Below are 17,411 nucleotides of genomic sequence, written 5' to 3'. Positions count from 1 at the left end.
CGAAGCGCCGCACGCCTGTATAGCCCCGTCCGGCATGAGTGCGCGCGATGGATCAGGTCTGACCGCCCGCCTCGACCGGCCCGTCGTGCTGGTCGGGCTGATGGGCGCTGGCAAATCGACTGTCGGCCGCCGCCTTGCCCGCCGCCTGTCCCTGCCTTTCATCGACAGCGACGCGGCGATCGAAGACGCGGTGGGCCTCACCGCCGGCGAGGTGTTCGAGCGCTACGGCGAAGAAGATTTCCGGGATGGCGAACGCCGGCTGGTGGCCCGGCTGATCGACGGGGGAGTGCGGGTCATCGCCACCGGCGGCGGCGCCTACATCAACGAGGAAACCCGCCGCCTGCTGAACGAGCGGGCGATCACCGTCTGGCTGGACGCCCCGACCGAGCTGCTGGCCGAACGCACCGCGCGTCGTCCGGAAACCCGCCCGATGCTCAACAAGGGTCCGCGCGACCAGATCCTCGAAAGCCTGATGGAACAACGCCGCCCCAAATACGCCCAGGCCCACATTCGCGTGCCGAGCATGGGCGGCAGCCATGCGGAGGTGGTGGAAACCATCGTCGCCGAGCTCGAACGCTTCCTGGACAAGAAATGACCGTCATCACCGTCACCGCCGGCGACCGCTCCTATGACGTGGTGGTCGCCCCCCTGGCCGACTCCGCATCCCGCCTTGCCGCCCTCGGCCAGGGACAGCCGCTGCCCGTGGTGACGGAGCCCAAGGTATGGGCCCTGCATGGCGCCGCCTTGCAGTCGCTCCTGCCGTGCGATCCGATCCTTGTTCCCGAGGGCGAAGAGGCCAAGCAATGGCCGCACCTCCAGGCCCTGATCGGCGCGTTCACGACCCGCAACCTCGATCGCAAGCGGCCGGTGCTGGCGTTCGGCGGTGGCGCCGTTGGCGACCTCACCGGACTTGCCGCCGGCCTGTTCAAGCGCGGGCTGCCCGTCGTGCACGTCCCCACCACCCTCCTCGCTCAAGCTGACAGTGCGGTCGGCGGCAAGACCGCCATCGACGCCGAGGGGCAGAAGAATTTGGTCGGTATCTTCCATCAGCCGGCCCTGGTCCTGGCCGACCCGGCGCTGACCCTCACCCTCGATCCGCGTCAGTCCCGGGCGGGCTATGCCGAGATCGTCAAATACGGCCTGATCGACCAGCCCGACTTCTTCGCCTGGTGCGAGGCGAACGGCGCAGCCCTCCTCGCCGGCGACCTGCCCCTGCGCAGCCATGCGGTCGCGCACAGCGTCGCCGCCAAGGCCCGCTTCGTCGCCGCCGATGTCGAGGACCGCACCGGCGTCCGCGCCCTGCTCAACCTCGGCCACACCTTTGGCCATGCGATCGAAAGCGCGGCTGGCATCGGCACCGTCCTCCACGGCGAAGCGGTCGCGCTCGGCATGGTGCTGGCCTACGACTTCTCCGCGACGCTCGGTCTCTGCCCGGTCGACGACGCCAACCGCGTCCGCTCGCATGTCGAGAGCGTCGGCCTGCCCACCCGCCTGTCGGACCTCAAGCTAGGCCGCGCCGTCCTCCTCCCGCTGATGGGCGCGGACAAGAAGAATGACGGCGGCAAGCTCAAGCTGGTCCTGGCTCGCGGCATCGGACATGCCTTCCTGAGCGACGGCGCCGACCCGGCGGCGCTGGCCGACTTCCTCACCTGCGCCGCCTAGAGCGCTGCGCCCTTGGGCGGCTCTTCGGGCAGCGACCGGTCGGGCGTGAAGCTGCGGTCCATCCCACTCCTGAGATCGCCGGTCGCGGCCTGCAGTTCCAGCCGCTCGTTGTCGCGGGCGCGATAGGCGCGCTCCACTCGCACCACTTCCCGCTCCGCCACGCCCAGCCGCCGAAGCGCCTCCCGGCCCATGGTCACGGCGCTTTCGAACACTTCCCGCTGAACCAGCGCCACGTCGAGATCGGCGATCCGCATCGCCTGCCGCCGGTCGAACACCCGCACCATCACGACCGCCTGCGGGAACGCCTCCATGATCGGCCTCAGCTGCTCCGGCCCCATCTCCGCATCGTCGTGGCAGAAGAAGATCGCCTCCGCTTCTTCCGCCCCGGCGGTGCGCAGCAGGTCGATCCGGGTCCCGTCGCCATAATAGACCTTGGTCCCGAACTCGCCCGCCAGCTCGATCTGCGTGGCCTTGAGGTCGATCAGCGTCACCGGGATGCGCTTGGCCATCAGCATCTGCGCGACCGTCTGGCCGAAGCGGCCGTAGCCGACCACGATGGCGTTGGTCTCGGGCGAGAATTCGGGCCCCTCGAGGTCGGGCTCAGGGTCCTTCACGCGCTGCTGAAGCCAGCCGATCAGCCGCATCAGGAACGGTGTCGTGACCATCGACAGCGTGACCACCGCGCCGAACAGGCTGGCGGTTTCCGGCGCGATCAGCTGTGCGTTCTTGGCCTGCGCGAACAGCACAAAGCCGAACTCGCCCGCCTGGCTGAGCAGCAGCGCCAGGCTGATTGAGCGTCCCTTGCTCATCTTGAACCCGCGCGCGAGCGGATAAAGCACCGCCGCCTTGATCAGGATGATCGCCGCCGCCAGCCCCAGCACCATCAGCGGCCTGGTGGCGATGACGCCAAGGTCCAGCAGCATTCCGACCGACATGAAGAACAGGCCAAGCAGGATCGAACGGAATGGCTCGACGTCGCTCTCCAGCTCGTGGCGATAAGGGCTCTCCGCCAGCATCACGCCCGCGACGAACGCGCCCAGCGCCACCGACAGGTGCAGCTGGTGCATCAGCGCCGCGGCCGCGATCACCGTGAACAGCCCGGCGACCACGAACAGCTCGCGCTCGCTCAGCCGCCCGATCAACCGGAACGCCGGATTGAGCAGGAACCGCCCGATCAGCACCAGCCCGATCACCGCGCCGACCGTGTACAGGCCGAGCGTCAGACCCGACGGTGCACTCGGATCCGGCACCCGGCTCAACGCCGCCACCGCGGTGATCAGCGGGATGATCGCCAGGTCCTGCAGCAGCAGGATGGAAAAAGCGCGCTCGCCATAAGGCGTGTTCATGTCGCCGGTGGAGCGCAGCATCGGCAGCACCTGCGCGGTCGATGACAGCGCCAGCGGCATCCCCACCGCGAAGCTCGCCCCCCACGACAGGCCGACCGCGAAGCGCATCAGGAGCGACAGCGCGAGGCCCGCGAGCACCACCTGCGCCAGCCCAAGTCCAAAGATGTCCTTGCGCAGACGCCACAATCGGCTCGGCTGCAGTTCCAGCCCGACCAGGAACAGCAGGAAGGCGATGCCCACCTCGCTAACCTGCATGATGGCGTCGCCGCTGCCGACCAGCCCCAGTAGCTGCGGCCCGATCACCGCTCCGGCGACGATATAACCAAGGGTCGCGCCCAGCCCGAGCCGCCGGAAGATGCCGACGAACAGCAAGGCCACGCCCAGCATCACCGCGAGGCCGGTCAGCAACTCGGTCACGTCGCCCGCTCCTGCAGCGCGTCGTCGAGCGCCGCGATCAGGGCGTCGAACGGCAGCAGGATGGCTCCATGCCGCCCCGTCTTGGTCCTCGCCGGCTCCAGCACCTCATAGCCCGCCGGTGGTTGCCCCGATCCGGCCAGCCACCCACGCAGCGCCACCCGCGCCGCCGCCAGCTCCAGCGGGGTCCGCCCCACCGCGAACCGGTTGAGCAAGGCGGCGCTGGCCTGCCCGAAGGCGCACGCCTGCACTCCTTGGGCGACCTCGGCCACCCGCCCGTCGGTCAGGCGCACCTCGGTCGCGATCCGGCTCCCGCACGTCGCCGACCGCCGCTCAGCCCGTCCATCCGCCTGCTCCAGAGTTGGGGCCAGCGGCAAGGATGTCGCCAGCCGCAGGATGTCGAGCGTGTAGACCGGGTCGCTCACGCCCGCCGCCAGCTGGTCCCGCCCGCCCCGTCCTCGAGCAGGATGCCCTCGGCCTTCAGCTCATCGCGGATTCGGTCGGCGGTGGCGAAGTCACGCGCCTGCTTGGCGGCCGTGCGCTCGGCAACCCGCGCGTCGATCCCCGCGTCACCGGCACCGCGGAACCATTCGTCGGGAGATAGCGTCATCAACCCGAGGAGCTTAGCGCCATTTATGGCCTGCCAGATCTGGTCACCGAGGCGTATCCCGTCTTCATCGTCGGAAGAGATGACGGCAGAGATTTCGGCTACGGCTTGAGGAGTGTTCAGGTCGTCGGAGAGGGCATCGACGACAGCCTGAAGGGGCACGCCTCGGTCAGACCGCTTGAACTCCGGATTTCGGCTGAAGCGCTGCAGAAAGCCGTACCAACGATCAAGACGCGCCTTGCTCTGCGCCACCAGCGCCTCGGTCCACGGCAGCGGCGAGCGGTAATGCGCGCTCAAGAGCGCCAGCCGAAGCACCTCACCCTTGTGCCCGGCGTCCAGCAGCTCCCGCGGGGTCACCACATTGCCGAGGCTCTTCGACATCTTCTCGCTGCCGAAATCGACAAAGCCGTTGTGCACCCAGTAACGCGCCAGCGGCTTGCCGCCGTGGGCGCAGCGGCTCTGCGCCGCCTCATTCTCATGGTGCGGGAAGACAAGGTCGATCCCGCCGCCGTGAATGTCGATGGTTTCGCCCAGGTGCGCGCGGATCATGGCCGAGCATTCAATGTGCCAGCCCGGCCGCCCGCGACCCCACGGGCTGTCCCAGCCGATCACGTCCGGCGCGCTCGGCTTCCACAGCACGAAGTCGCCGGGCGAGCGCTTGTAGGGCGCCACCTCGACCCGAGCGCCCGCCAGCATCGCCTCGCGATCTCGCCGGCTGAGCGCGCCATAGTCGGGGTCCGACCCCACATCGAACAGCACATGGCCTTGTGCCGCATAAGCGTGACCGCGCTCGATCAGGTCGGCGATCATCGCCACCATCGGCCCGATCTCCTGCGTCGCATGCGGGGCGATGGTCGGGTCGCGTACGCCCAGTGCGCGCATGTCGTCCAGATAGGCCTGCTCGAACCGCTCCGTGATCACGCCCGGTTCAACGCCCTCGGCGGTCGCCGACGCGATGATCTTGTCGTCCACGTCGGTGATGTTCCGCGCGAAAACGACCTCGTGCTTCGGATACTCATGCTCCAGCAGCCGCCGGAGCACGTCGAACACCACCGGCGGCCGGGCATTGCCGATGTGCGCGCGGCCATAAACGGTCGGCCCGCAGACATAGAGGGTGATCCGGTCGGGCTCGCCGGGGGTGAAGTCGCGCTTCTCCCGCTCCTGGGTGTCGTACAGTCTGATCATCGCTTGGTCGGCGCCGAATGGCGGTAGCTGTCGACCATGTCCACGATCGCGTGGGCGCTGGCGTTCAGCAGGGGAAAGGTGCGGCTCCTGGTCATCCACTCGGGCCGCTCACTCGTCGGGCCATAGCGCATGTCGGTGGCGAAGTTGGCGAGCAGAAAGACCAGCGTCGCCCCGACCAGCCCCTTGAGCATCCCGAACCCGCCACCGAGGAAGCGGTCGACCGGCCCAAGCACCGACCGCCGGCTGGCATGGCCGGCCCGCGTCGCGATCACCCGCACGATGAAATAAGGCGCGAGGAACAGGATGGCGTAGGCGATGATCGCCGCCGATGCGGGCCCCCGCCCGAAGCCCATGACATATCCGGTGACCGGTGCATGGAACAGCTTCAGCGCGACGACCGCCGCCAGCCACGCGGCGAGGCTCAGCACCTCATGCACGAACCCGCGCACGAAGCCGACCAGGGCTCCGCCGCCGAGCAACACCAGCACGAAGATGTCGAGCGCCGTCATGGAAGAAGCGCTAGCCAAGAGCGGCGCGCCAAGCCAGCCCTTCGCTTATCCTTCGCCCAGAATGGCGCTACCGCCCCAGGATCCGCTCGACGAGCTGCCGAAGCTGTCCGAAATTGGCGGTGCGGATGCCGTTCGTGCCCTCGACCCCGCCCGGCACCCACGCCTGCTCGAACCCCAGCTTGGCCGCTTCCTTCATTCGGAGCGTGCCGTGCGCGACCGGCCGGATCTCGCCCGACAAGGCTACCTCGCCCAGCACCACCGCCTCCGCCGGAACCGGCCGCTCGCTCAGCGCGGACACCAGCGCCGCCGCCACCGCCAGGTCCGCCGCCGGGTCCTGCAGCCGGTACCCGCCCGCCACGTTGAGATAGACTTCGGACGTGGCGAAGCTCACCCCGGAGCGCGCTTCCAGCACCGCCAGCAGCATTGCCAGCCGCCCGCTGTCCCAGCCCACCGCCGAGCGCCGGGGCGTGGCGCCGCTGGCCAGCCGCACCACCAGCGCCTGAATTTCGACCAGCACCGGCCGCGTGCCCTCCAGCGCGGGAAAGATCGCCGTCCCGCTGACCGGATCGTCGCGCTTGGTCAGGAACAGCGAACTCGGATTCCCGACTTCGTTCAGCCCGGCGCCCTCCATCGCGAACACGCCAATCTCGTCCGTCCCGCCGAAGCGGTTCTTGACGGCCCGCAGGATGCGATACTGGTGGCTCCGCTCCCCTTCGAAGTTCAATACCGCGTCGACCATATGCTCGAGCACGCGCGGTCCCGCGATGCTGCCATCCTTGGTGACATGCCCGACCAGGATCAGCGCGGTGCCGCGGTCCTTGGCGAAGCGGATCAGCTCCTGTGCGCTGGCCCGCACCTGGCTGACGGTTCCCGGCGCACCCTCGATCAGGTCCGAGTGCATGGTCTGGATGGAATCGATCACCAGCAGCGCGGGCGCCGGCCCTTGCCCAAGTGTCGTCAGAATGTCGCGAACCGAGGTGACCGACGCCAGCTGCACTGGCGCTCCGGCGGCCCCCAGCCGGAGGGCGCGCAGCCGCACCTGGTCGACCGCTTCCTCGCCTGAGATATAGACCGCGCCGCGCCCGCTGCGCGCGATGGCCGCCGCCGCCTGCAGCAGCAGGGTCGACTTGCCGATGCCCGGATCACCCGCCAGCAGCATGGCCGAGCCCGGGACCAACCCGCCGCCGACCGCCCGGTCGAACTCCGCAATTCCGCTCGGCACCCGCTCGGGCAGCGCCACTGCTGCGTCCAGTCCGACCAGCTCGACCGCCCGTCCGCCGGTGTGAAGATCGTGCTTGGCGGAGAAGACCGTCACGTTGGCCGCCTCCTGCGCCAGCGTGTTCCACTCCGCGCAGTCCGGACATTGCCCCTGCCAGCGCGACTGCGCCGATCCGCAGGCCTGGCAGACGTATCGGGCCTTCAACTTCGCCATAAAAAAGACCTAGAACAAAGGACGAACGCATGCAACGGACCGGTAAGCGGTCCGTTGTCGAAGCTCCCCCCTGAAGGAGTTTCTTTCCATGCCCTATGCCAAGGCAAAAGACGGCACCATGCTCTATTACAAGGACTGGGGCCGCGGTGATCCCGTCGTCCTGATGCATGGCTGGCCGCTGACCGGCGACACGTTCGACGACCTTGGCATCAAGCTGGTCGAGGCCGGCAAGCGCTGCATCATCCCCGACCGGCGCGGGTTCGGCCGCTCGGACCAGCCGTGGGACGGCTACGACTATGACACCTTCGCCGACGACGTGATCGCCATCCTCGAGGATGCCGGGATCAACCAGCCGGTCGCGCTCGTCGGCTTCTCGATGGGCGGCGGCGAGGTCGCGCGGCTCGTCTCGAAGCAGGGCAAGGGCCGGATCAGCGCCGCCGTGCTGGCCAGCTCGGTCGTGCCGATGGTCCAGCAGACCGACGATTATCCCGACGGCGTCCCGCAGTCCCAGCTGCAGGAAATCACTCAGCAGATGACGACCGATCGCGCCGGCTTCCTCAAGACCTTCATCAAGCAATTCTACGGGGTCGGCTTCGTCTCGCAGCCGGTCAGCGATGGCGTGCTCGACCAGGCCTTCCTCCAGGCCAACATGGCCGGCGCGCGCTCCACCTATGCGGCCGCACAGGCGTGGGCGACCACCGACTTCCGCCCTGACCTCAAGGCGTTCGACGGCATTCCGACCCTCATCCTCCATGGCACCAGCGACAAGAACGTGCCGTTCGAAGGCACCGGCAAGAAGGTGGCGGAGGCCCTGCCCCACGCTCAGCTCATCACCTACGAAGGGAGCCCGCACGGCATCTTCGAGACCGACAAGAAGCGGTTCTGCCAGGACGTGGTGAATTTCCTGACCCAGGACAGCCGCGGCACCACCGCCGACCAGAGCGCCAGCGCCATCCCGTTGAGCGCGCGATAAGCTCAGGCGGCGCCTTCCGGGTCAGGAAGGCGCCGCCTCCGCTTCAGGCCGTCCGCGGTCGGCCATTCTCCGCCGGATCGTTCCCGGTCAGCGCCTGCCAGCCCTTGGCCACCCCATATTGCACGGCCCAGCCAAGCGCGTAGGTCGCCACCACCGGCGCGAGCAGCCGAATGGCGCTTTCCGCCACCGTGCCCATGATTGCGCCCTTGATCCCGCTGTCGCCATCGCCGCGGTCGATCGCCGCGCCGATCAGCGCGCCCAACATGTTCGCCATTGTTCGTCTCCTTGTGTGCGCGGCTAAGCGCCCACGAGCGGAGCCGGGTTCCGTTCTCAATAGGTCGGCTGCAGCAGGCCCTCGATGACATGGTGCTGCTCGATCATGGTCACGCGCTCGACCACCCGGCAGGTCAGGTGATCGCGGACCCGCGCCGGCAGTGTTTCCAGATACTCCGGCGTGACCTGCAGGTCGTGATGATGCGCGTTGATGCCGTCGGGCGCGTCCACTCCGACCACCACCACCGGTCGCGGCTCATCCGAGCGGTTGGCGGTCCCGCGGTGGATGGTCAGCGCCGAACGGGCCGAGATATCACCGCGCCTGGGCAGCTTCTGGACCGCCCGCGCCTCATACCTGCCCCACAGCGAGCGGTCGGGGAACATGTCGTCCTTCGCTCCGGCGATATCGTCCCACTGCGTCCCCGGCGCGATCTCGAACGGTCCATGCTCCGGCCGGGTGTCGACCGTGGTCAGATTGAACGCCAGGCTGTTCAGCCGCCGTCCTTCCAGCGTTTCGGGCGGAGACTTGAAGTCGCGGTGCCACGGCTGGTCCTCGGCGCCCGGGAACGGAATGTCGAACCCCACTTCGACGATCCGGTAATCCCGCCCCAGCACCGCCTCGCACACCGCCACGAACCAGGGGTGGGTGGCGATATCGACGAAGCCGCCGATGTCCTCGGGCGACACCTCGACATAGAAACGGTGCGGTCCCCGCGGCAGCGCGCCGCCGGGTTTGTCCTTGACCCGCTCCCACACCCGCCAGACATCCGCCGCCAGTCGGTCGGCCCACTCAGGACTGAAGGCGCCCTGGCAGCCGATGATCCCATCGCCATAGAGCCCGCCCATGATCGCGGCGGCGTCAATCTCTTGCTCGGCCATGACCTACGCGACTCCTTGCTGGTGCGGCAACTCTCGCCGCCTCCGGCAAGGCTGTCCAGCGCCGCGCGACCTCGGCTCGGCCCGCCGCCGGTCGTTGACCTTGGCGACGGGCCTTTACGGAAGCTTGCTCAACTCGTGGGTATCTTCGGCTGCCCGCCGGCGGAACTCCCGCCGCAGTCCCCGGAAAGGTTCGTGACGACCTGCGGCGGCTTGCCCGCGCCGCGTGAAGTCACCTCTGTCCGCCGGGTGCAGGTCTGGGTGCCATCACTGGTCGAGACCACGGTGACGCTGGTGGTTCCGGCCGGAGCATTGCCGTAGGCGGCGACATTCATCACCGGCGTGCCGGCCTGAGCCTGTCGGGCAAGCTGGGCAGTCTGGCGCATCAGCTCGCCCATTTGCCGGTCCATGTCGAACAGGCTCCGGTCGAAGAAGGCGCGATCGAACAAGCGCAGCGGGCCCATCAGCCCATCGGCGCTCGGCGGCGCAACCGTCACCTTGGGCGCCACGTCCCCGACATATTCGACCCGAGCGGTCGAACCATCGGGCAGCGGCACGGTAAGGGTGTGAGTGCCCGGGCTCGCAGCGGCGGCAGCTCCCGCGAGGGTCAGCGCGCCAAGACCGGCCAGGGCGAACGCATGTGCTTTACGCATCAGTGTCCTCCACAGTTGGTCATGTGAGAGCGTGCGATTTACCCCACTAATCTGAACGGCAGCTTTCAGTGTCCCAGGCTTGCGAAGAGTTAATCTGGCTTCCTTCGAAGGACCGGGACTCTCCGGGCATTTCTGAGCTCCGTCGTCCCCCCATTGCGGCCATTCACACGATCATTGCACTATAGGAATTCGGCTGCTTGGCTCTGCCTGCGGGCAACCGCATCTTTGACAATCGAACAGGCTGCACTGTAGTCGACAATGGCCTTTTTCGCGGCCGGGGTCACACCAGGGAAACTTCGCCACCTTCAGTCAGAGGCTCGCCAGTGGCGGATATCCGGCGAAGCTTCCCTCGCATGAGGATCCCGCAGGGGTGCCTGCCAGGGAAACTTCGTGACCCTTGCAGCGGGGCGGCCCAAGCCGATTGCCCCACCCTTTCACCCCCGCTAACGCCGCCTCGTGCCCACCTCTCCCTTCGCGATCCGCGACTTTCGGCTCTACTGGCTCGCCCGTTTCTGCGCGACGCTGGCGACCATGGGGATGGTCGTCATCCTCGGCTACCAGGTCTACGACGTCGCCCGCGCGGACTACGGCATGTCGATCCGCGAGGCCTCGTTCATGCTCGGCTTGCTGGGCGCGGTGCAGTTCGTCCCGCTGGCCATCCTCACTCCCGTCGCCGGCTGGGTCGCCGACCGTTATGAGCGGCGGACCGTCGCCCGCCTCGCCAACGGGATCGACGCCAGCATCGCGCTGATCCTGGCGCTCTCGACGCTCAACAGCTGGCTCAGCCTGCCGCTGCTGTTCACGCTGGCCGCCCTGCATGGCGTGGCCCGCGTGTTCACCGGCCCGTCCATGTCGGCGATCGCGCCCAACATCGTCCCGCCGGAGCTGCTGCCCAAGGCCATCGCCCTCTCCTCCATCGCCTGGCAGGCGGCTACCGTTGGCGGCCCCGCGGTCGGCGGCTTCCTTTATGCCGCCCATCCCAGCGCGCCTTACTGGACCGCCGCCGCGCTGATGGGCTTGGCCATCCTCCTGCTCACGCCGATCCGGCGGATCGTCCCGCCGAAGATCGAGGGACACCCCCACCCCATTCGCCAGATGGTGGACGGCCTGACCTATGTGCGCGGTCATCGCTTCCTGCTCGGCGCCATCACCCTCGACCTGTTCGCAGTCCTGCTGGGCGGCGCCACCGCCATGCTGCCGGTCTATGCTCGCGACATCCTGATGGTCGGCACGCAAGGCCTCGGCCTGCTCCGCGCGGCCCCGGCGGTGGGCGCCGCCCTCGTCGCCGCCGTCTTCGCGGTCCGGCCCTTGCACCGCAATGTCGGGGTCAAGATGCTGTGGGCCGTCGCCGCTTTCGGCCTCGCCACCGTGATCTTCGGCCTGTCCACGAATTTCGCCCTCAGCCTCGTCGTGCTCGCAGGCCTCGGAGCAGCCGACATGCTGAGCGTCTATGTCCGATCCAGCCTCGTGCAGCTGCACACGCCCGACACCATGCGCGGTCGCGTGTCGGCGGTGTCGGGGCTCGCCATCTCCGCCTCGAATGAACTGGGCGAGCTTCAGTCCGGGCTGTTCGCGGCCCTGCTTGGCCCGGTCGGCGCGGTTGTCTTCGGCGGCGGCGCGGCCATTGTCATTGCGGGGGCGTGGTCCCAACTGTTTCCTGAACTTCGGCGGGCGCGAACCTTCGACCCGCCGCCAGAGGTGCTCGCCAGGGCCGTAGCTGAGGAGAAACCCGCGTGAAGGCCAATAATATTCTCGAAACGATCGGACGCACACCGCACGTCCGTATCAACCGGCTGTTCGGCGACCAGGCCGAAGTCTGGATCAAGTCCGAACGCTCCAACCCCGGCGGCTCGATCAAGGACCGCATCGCACTCGCGATGGTCGAGGACGCCGAACGCAGCGGCAAGCTGAAGCCCGGCGGCACAATTGTCGAGCCGACCAGCGGCAACACCGGCATCGGCCTGGCGATGGTCGCCGCGGTGAAGGGCTACAGGATCATCCTGGTCATGCCCGAAAGCATGAGCGTGGAGCGCCGTCGCCTGATGCTGGCCTATGGCGCCACCTTCGACCTCACGCCCAAGGAGAAGGGCATGAAGGGCTCGATCGCCCGCGCCGAGGAGATCGTCGCCGCTACCGATGGCGCCTGGATGCCGCAGCAGTTCGACAACCCGGCCAATATCGAGATCCACCGCAAGGAAACGGTGAACGAGATTCTCGCCGACTTCCCGGATGGCTTCGACGCGTTGATCACCGGTGTCGGCACCGGTGGGCATATCACCGGCGTCGCCGAGGTGCTGAAGGCCAAGTTCCCGAACCTCAAGGTGTTCGCGGTGGAGCCGACGTTGTCCCCGGTCATCTCGGGCGGCCAACCCGGCCCGCACCCCATTCAGGGCATCGGCGCCGGTTTCATTCCATCGAACCTCCACACTGACCTGCTCGACGGCACCATCCAGGTCGATCCCGCCGATGCCAAGGAAATGGCCCGCCGAAGCGCCAGTGAGGAAGGGATGCTGGTCGGCATTTCGTCGGGCGCGACGCTGCAGGCCATTAAACAGAAGCTGCCCGAACTTGGTGAACGGCCGCGCGTGCTCGGCTTCAATTACGACACCGGGGAGCGATATCTATCCGTTCCGGACTTTCTTCCCGAACAGAGTTGAGGGTTCCTTAACCTCAACGGTTGCTAGGCTCGTTAACGCCTCGGCCGGTATCTGATCCCGCTCGAGAAAGTGGGGATCAATGCGTCGACAGCGGCTTGAAGGCGGAGTGGGCTTGAGCGGGTTACCCTCGCGCACGTCCGTTCGCGAAGCCCTGTTCTTCGACGTGGGTCCATCGGACTCGCCCGGAGATCGAATCCTCGCGGGCCGGCGGATCCGCACGTTCAGCAATGGCCCCCTGTTGCTGGCGGCAAGCCACGCCGTGGTGGGGATCACCGTGATCTGCTATGGGCTCTCAGGCTCGTCGTGGCGCGGCATCTTCACCGCGGTGCTGCCGCTGCTGCTCGCCATGCTGCTCGATGGCGTCATGGGCCTGTTCCTCAGCCAGTACCGCCGGTTTAACCTTGCTCCCCACAGCATCGGCCGGGTCACCATGGCCTATCTTGCTGGGTCAGGCGTGCTGTGGATGCTGTTCGCCGCTGCTGCCGCGCGGTTCGGCGGCATCGACCAGACGAGCTTCCTGCCCCTGGTGCTGGGCGCGGGTGTCACCATGCGCTCACTGGTCAGCTTCGGCTCCCCGCCGCTGGCGATCATTAACGCGCTGGTCGCCACTGTCGGAGCCTTCCTCTTCTCCGGCAGCACCGAGGTGACGGCGACTATCGGCGTGCTCAGCCTGCTGACCGTCGGCTACAGCGTCACAGTCACACGGCTAATGCTCGCCAACGCGCGCCGCCGCCTGCAGCTCGACCACCTGGCGCAAAAGGCGCTGCACTTCGTCGAGGAGTTTGAAGCGTCCGGACGCGGCTGGTTCTGGGAAACCAATTCGGCAGGCACCCTCTCCTACGTCTCGCAGCAGCTCGCCGACGACTTCAAGACCACCCCGTCAGCCCTGCTCGGCCGCCAGTTCACCGACCTCCTGTCAGTTGACATGGAAAAGGGCGAGGACCTGCGGGAAGAGCGGACGCTCGGCTTCCACCTGTCGGCCCGCTTTCCTTTCTCCGACGTGGTGGTCCGCCCGGCCAGCGACCAGGACGTCCACTGGTCGCTCACCGGCAATCCGATCTTCGACGATCATGGCCGCTTCCTCGGCTTCCGCGGTATCGGCACCGACCTCACCGAGCAGCGCCGCTCGGAGCAGGAGATCAGCAGGCTCGCGCGGTATGACAGCCTGACCGGGCTGCCGAACCGGCCCATGATGCGCCAGACGCTGGACGAAGCCTTGCGCAATGCCGCCAGTCGCCAGCGTGCCTGCTCGCTCTTCCTGATCGACCTCGACCGCTTCAAGAACGTCAACGATACGCTCGGCCATCCCGCCGGCGATGCCCTGCTGAAGCAGGTCGCACAGCGCCTGACCACCGTCCTTGGCGACCACGGCAAGGTCGGGCGTCTCGGCGGCGACGAGTTCAAGGCGGTGCTGCCCGGCGCTGCCGAAGTCGGCCTGATCGAGAGCCTCGCCCGGGCCCTGATCAGCGAAGTATCGCGCCCTTACGAGATCGACGGACACCGTGTGACCATCGGCGCCAGCGTGGGCATCGCGATCGGCGATCCCGGCCGGGCCTGCGCAGATTCCATGATCCGCAATGCGGACCTTGCGCTCTACGCGGCGAAAGCCGCTGGGCGCGGAAAGCACTGCTTCTACGAGCCGTCGATGCACTCGGAGGCGAGCGACCGCCAGATGCTCGAGAATGAGCTTCGGCTGGCGCTCGACCGCAACGAACTGAGTGTTGCCTACCAGCCGATCATCCGGGTCGCCGGTGAGGAAGTCGCCGGTTTCGAGGCGTTGGTCCGCTGGCATCACCCCATTCGCGGTCCGGTGTCGCCCGCCAAGTTCATCCCGCTCGCCGAGGAATGCGGGATGATCGGCAAGATCGGTGCCTGGGTATTGCGCACCGCGATCGAAGAAGCCTGCAAGTGGCCTGAGAAGATCCGGATTGCGATCAACCTTTCGCCGATCCAGTTCAACGACCCGCAGATCGTTGAGACGGTCGCGGAAGCTCTGCAGGAGACAGGGCTCACCCCTAACCGGGTCGAGCTGGAGATCACCGAAGGCGTGTTCCTCGCCGACAGCGATGCGACCGAAGACACCTTTGCCCGGCTGAAGAAGCTGGGCGTCCGCCTGGTCCTGGACGACTTCGGCACCGGCTACTCCTCTCTCGGCTATCTCCGCCACGCCCCGTTCGACAAGATCAAGATCGATCAAAGCTTCGTCCGCGGCGCGGCGAGCGTCTCGAGCCGTAATGCGGCCCTGATCCGCGCCATCGTCACGCTGGCGGAAAGCCTTCAGATGGATACGGTCGCAGAGGGCGTGGAGACCCACGACGACCTGGCGCTCATCCGTGAGCTCGGCGTTTCGCAGGTACAGGGCTTTATTTTCGGGCGCCCGACGGACGGGGAAGGCGCCGGCCGTCTGGCCATGGCCTCGGCCGTCGAAGCCGATGGACACCAATTCGTTCGCCAGCCCCGCCAACGACTCATGCGGCGGGCGATCACCGCCATTCACGGCCAGGTCCGCGAAGTACGCTTGCGCAACATCTCCTCGACCGGAGCACTTGTGGAATGCCCGATCCCGGTCACCCCCGGCGCTCAGGTCACACTCGACATCGTCGGCGTCGGACCGGTTGCCGGCATCGTCCGCTGGTCACAGAAGGACCGATTCGGGCTCCAATTCGACGGCGACTTCGACCTTGCCAGGCTTGCCCCCAAGCCCATCAAGCGCAACGAAGTCTCAATCCTCCGCCCGTGGTACGTCGAACAGGCGGCGAGCTAGAGGCAGCTCAGCGAGAGGCGACTACCCGCAGGTTGGCGGCGCCGGTTTCCTTCTCGGTCAGGTCGGTCAGCCGGGTCGGATAATCACCGGTGAAGCAGGCATCGCAGCGCTGCGGCTGCGCGGGATCCCGCCCTTCCCCCAGGGCCCGGTAAAGGCCGTCGATGCTGATGAACGCCAGGCTGTCGGCGTTAATGTACTTAGTCATCCCGGCGACATCCATCTGGGCGGCCAGCAGCTTGGCCCGCTCGGGCGTGTCGACGCCATAGAAGCAGCTGTGCCGGGTCGGGGGCGAGGCGATGCGCATGTGCACTTCGGCCGCGCCTGCATCGCGCATCATCTGCACGATCTTCACGCTGGTGGTCCCGCGCACGATGGAATCGTCGATCAGCACGATCCTCTTGCCCTTGATCAGAGCGCTATTGGCGTTGTGCTTGAGCTTGACGCCGAGGTGACGAACCTCCTGGCTCGGCTGAATGAACGTACGGCCGACATAGTGGGAGCGGATGATGCCGAGTTCGAATGGCACGCCCGACGCCTGGCTGTAGCCAATCGCCGCCGGCACACCGCTGTCCGGTACGGGAACGACGATGTCGGCTTCGACCGGCGCTTCCCTCGACAGCTCAGCGCCGATGTTCTTGCGCGCCTCGTAGACGGAGACCCCATCGGCGACGCTGTCGGGCCGGCTGAAATAGACATGCTCGAAGATGCACGGGCGCGGGTTCATCACCGGGAATGGGCGGAAGCTGCGTACGCCTTCCTCGTTCACCAGCACCATCTCGCCTGGCTGCACGTCACGCTCGTAATGCGCGCCGATGACGTCGAGTGCGACCGTCTCGCTGGCGAAGATCACCGAGTCGCCGATCCGCCCCATGACGAGCGGCCGAATGCCGAGCGGATCGCGAACGGCGATCAGACCCTGCTCGGTCAGCATCAGCAGCGAATAAGCGCCCTCGACCTGGTGCAGCGCGTCGACGATTCGATCGAGCGACTGCTCCTCCTTGGAGGTCGCCACGAGGTGGATGATGACTTCCGTGTCCGAGGTCGACTGGAAGATCGAACCGCGGCGGTTGAGCGTCCGACGCAGCTTCATGGCGTTCGAGATGTTGCCGTTGTGCGCGACTGCGAAGCCGCCCTCGGCCAATTCGGCGAACAATGGCTGCACATTGCGCATCGCCGAGCTGCCGGTGGTCGAGTAGCGCACGTGGCCGATTGCGGTGCGGCCCGGCAGGCTACGAATCACCTCGTCACGGTCGAAATTGCCAGCGACGTGCCCGGCCGCGCGATGCGAATGGAAGCCGACCCCGTCCATGCTGCTGATGCCGGCGGCTTCCTGCCCCCGGTGCTGCAGCGCATGGAGGCCCAGCGCGACGAAGCTCGCCGCCGCATCGGCATTCCAGATGCCGAAGATGCCGCACTCTTCCTTGAGCTTGTCGTCGTCAAAGGGATTGGTCGTCAGCATCTGCCCGCCCGTCGCCGTGAACCGCGCCTATAGGAGAAGGCGGCGCCTTTGTCGCCTGTTGCCTGAATGGGGGTTGAAGCGGGCGGCGGAAGCGTGATGAAGGACCCATGCGTGGCCGTTTCATCGCCCTCCCATGCCTCATGCTGTTGGCAAGCTGCAGCAAGTCGGTGCCGCAGGACAATGAGGTAGCAGCGGAGCCCGACGCCAAGAGCGCTGCGGTCAGCTTCGCCGGCCCCGCTCGCGATCGGCTTTGCTTCGACCCTCGGTCAAGGCGCATGAGCTTCATCACCTATGCGCCGGATGGGAAGAACTGCTTCTTGCGAGGAAGCCTTGATCAGGGGGGCAACCTGCGACCCGACGGCGATCAGAAGTGCTGGATTCCGGTGAACATCGCCGGTGAGAAGATCCTGCTCATCGACCGTGGCAACGATGCCTGTGCCTACTACTGCGCCGCACCCGCCACCTTCGCGGGCAAGACCTTCGTCCGGATGGCCAAGCCGCAGCCGGTCACCGATATCGCAGGTGATCCGCTTTGCTGACATTATTGTTGATTAGCCCCGTCCCAACCACTTAGAGCCCACGCCAGACCTTCATCGGAGAC

Annotated in this window: 16 protein-coding genes; 7 read left to right on the top strand and 9 right to left on the bottom strand. The window is 67.1% G+C overall.

Annotated features, from left to right (window positions below):
• Positions 1-34 precede the first annotated feature (34 nt).
• Both M8312_RS01415 and M8312_RS01410 read left to right on the top strand, forming a co-directional pair.
• Positions 35-595 carry a shikimate kinase gene (locus M8312_RS01415; RefSeq protein ID WP_250118614.1) on the top strand — a complete coding sequence of 187 codons (561 nt, stop codon included), beginning with the start codon at positions 35-37 and terminating at the stop codon, positions 593-595.
• The gene (locus M8312_RS01410; RefSeq protein WP_250118613.1) at positions 592-1,662 is read left to right on the top strand and encodes a 3-dehydroquinate synthase family protein; all 1,071 of its coding nucleotides are present in this window, start codon (positions 592-594) and stop codon (positions 1,660-1,662) included. Before M8312_RS01415 ends, M8312_RS01410 begins: the two co-directional genes overlap by 4 nt.
• Here M8312_RS01410 and M8312_RS01405 read toward each other — a convergent pair.
• The 5 genes from M8312_RS01405 to radA all read right to left on the bottom strand — a co-directional run bounded on the left by M8312_RS01405 (position 1,659) and on the right by radA (position 7,155).
• Entirely contained in the window at positions 1,659-3,395 is a 1,737-nt protein-coding gene (locus tag M8312_RS01405; protein ID WP_250119811.1) for a cation:proton antiporter domain-containing protein, read from the bottom strand. The genes M8312_RS01410 and M8312_RS01405 overlap by 4 nt on opposite strands.
• A 26-nt stretch (positions 3,396-3,421) precedes the next feature.
• Positions 3,422-3,847, bottom strand: coding sequence for an iron-sulfur cluster assembly scaffold protein (locus tag M8312_RS01400; RefSeq protein ID WP_250118612.1), 426 nt, complete (start codon positions 3,845-3,847; stop codon positions 3,422-3,424).
• Positions 3,844-5,214 (bottom strand): cysteine--tRNA ligase, encoded by a 1,371-nt coding sequence (gene cysS / locus M8312_RS01395; RefSeq protein ID WP_250118611.1) that lies wholly within the window; start codon positions 5,212-5,214, stop codon positions 3,844-3,846. Before cysS ends, M8312_RS01400 begins: the two co-directional genes overlap by 4 nt.
• On the bottom strand, positions 5,211-5,723 hold the full coding sequence (locus M8312_RS01390; protein ID WP_250118610.1) for a CvpA family protein: 513 nt from the start codon (positions 5,721-5,723) through the stop codon (positions 5,211-5,213). The genes cysS and M8312_RS01390 overlap by 4 nt, the downstream gene beginning before the upstream one ends.
• A gap of 67 nt (positions 5,724-5,790) precedes the next feature.
• Positions 5,791-7,155, bottom strand: coding sequence for a DNA repair protein RadA (gene radA, locus M8312_RS01385; protein ID WP_250118609.1), 1,365 nt, complete (start codon positions 7,153-7,155; stop codon positions 5,791-5,793).
• Positions 7,156-7,243: 88 nt separating this feature from the next.
• On the opposite strand from radA, the gene M8312_RS01380 reads away from it, so the two are divergent.
• Entirely contained in the window at positions 7,244-8,128 is an 885-nt protein-coding gene (locus tag M8312_RS01380; protein WP_250118608.1) for an alpha/beta fold hydrolase, read from the top strand.
• 43 nt (positions 8,129-8,171) lie between these two features.
• Here the strand turns inward: M8312_RS01380 and M8312_RS01375 are convergent, their stop codons facing one another.
• The 3 genes from M8312_RS01375 to M8312_RS01365 all read right to left on the bottom strand — a co-directional run bounded on the left by M8312_RS01375 (position 8,172) and on the right by M8312_RS01365 (position 9,930).
• On the bottom strand, positions 8,172-8,402 hold the full coding sequence (locus M8312_RS01375; protein ID WP_250118607.1) for a hypothetical protein: 231 nt from the start codon (positions 8,400-8,402) through the stop codon (positions 8,172-8,174).
• A gap of 56 nt (positions 8,403-8,458) precedes the next feature.
• The gene (locus tag M8312_RS01370; protein WP_250118606.1) at positions 8,459-9,280 is read right to left on the bottom strand and encodes a phytanoyl-CoA dioxygenase family protein; all 822 of its coding nucleotides are present in this window, start codon (positions 9,278-9,280) and stop codon (positions 8,459-8,461) included.
• 128 nt (positions 9,281-9,408) lie between these two features.
• Positions 9,409-9,930: a hypothetical protein gene (locus M8312_RS01365; protein WP_250118605.1), complete on the bottom strand. Its 522-nt coding sequence runs from the start codon at positions 9,928-9,930 to the stop codon at positions 9,409-9,411.
• A 456-nt stretch (positions 9,931-10,386) separates the two neighbouring features.
• Between M8312_RS01365 and M8312_RS01360 the strand changes: the two genes are divergently transcribed.
• From M8312_RS01360 to M8312_RS01350, 3 genes are all read left to right on the top strand, one after another.
• Entirely contained in the window at positions 10,387-11,667 is a 1,281-nt protein-coding gene (locus M8312_RS01360; protein ID WP_250118604.1) for an MFS transporter, read from the top strand.
• A complete protein-coding gene (cysK, locus tag M8312_RS01355; protein WP_250118603.1) occupies positions 11,664-12,587 on the top strand; it encodes a cysteine synthase A in 924 nt (307 codons plus the stop codon). The genes M8312_RS01360 and cysK overlap by 4 nt, the downstream gene beginning before the upstream one ends.
• Positions 12,588-12,699: 112 nt before the next feature.
• Entirely contained in the window at positions 12,700-15,351 is a 2,652-nt protein-coding gene (locus M8312_RS01350) for an EAL domain-containing protein (RefSeq protein WP_250118602.1), read from the top strand.
• Positions 15,352-15,358: 7 nt separating this feature from the next.
• On the opposite strand, the gene purF is transcribed toward M8312_RS01350, so the two are convergent.
• The gene (gene purF / locus M8312_RS01345) at positions 15,359-16,810 is read right to left on the bottom strand and encodes an amidophosphoribosyltransferase (protein WP_250118601.1); all 1,452 of its coding nucleotides are present in this window, start codon (positions 16,808-16,810) and stop codon (positions 15,359-15,361) included.
• Positions 16,811-17,085: 275 nt separating this feature from the next.
• Between purF and M8312_RS01340 the strand changes: the two genes are divergently transcribed.
• Positions 17,086-17,349 (top strand): hypothetical protein, encoded by a 264-nt coding sequence (locus tag M8312_RS01340; RefSeq protein WP_250118600.1) that lies wholly within the window; start codon positions 17,086-17,088, stop codon positions 17,347-17,349.
• Positions 17,350-17,411: the final 62 nt, after the last annotated feature.

Source organism: Sphingomonas sp. KRR8, assembly GCF_023559245.1.
Lineage (GTDB): Bacteria > Pseudomonadota > Alphaproteobacteria > Sphingomonadales > Sphingomonadaceae > Sphingomicrobium.
Note: the sequence above shows the minus strand (reverse complement) of the source record. Positions and strands in the feature narration are given on the sequence as shown.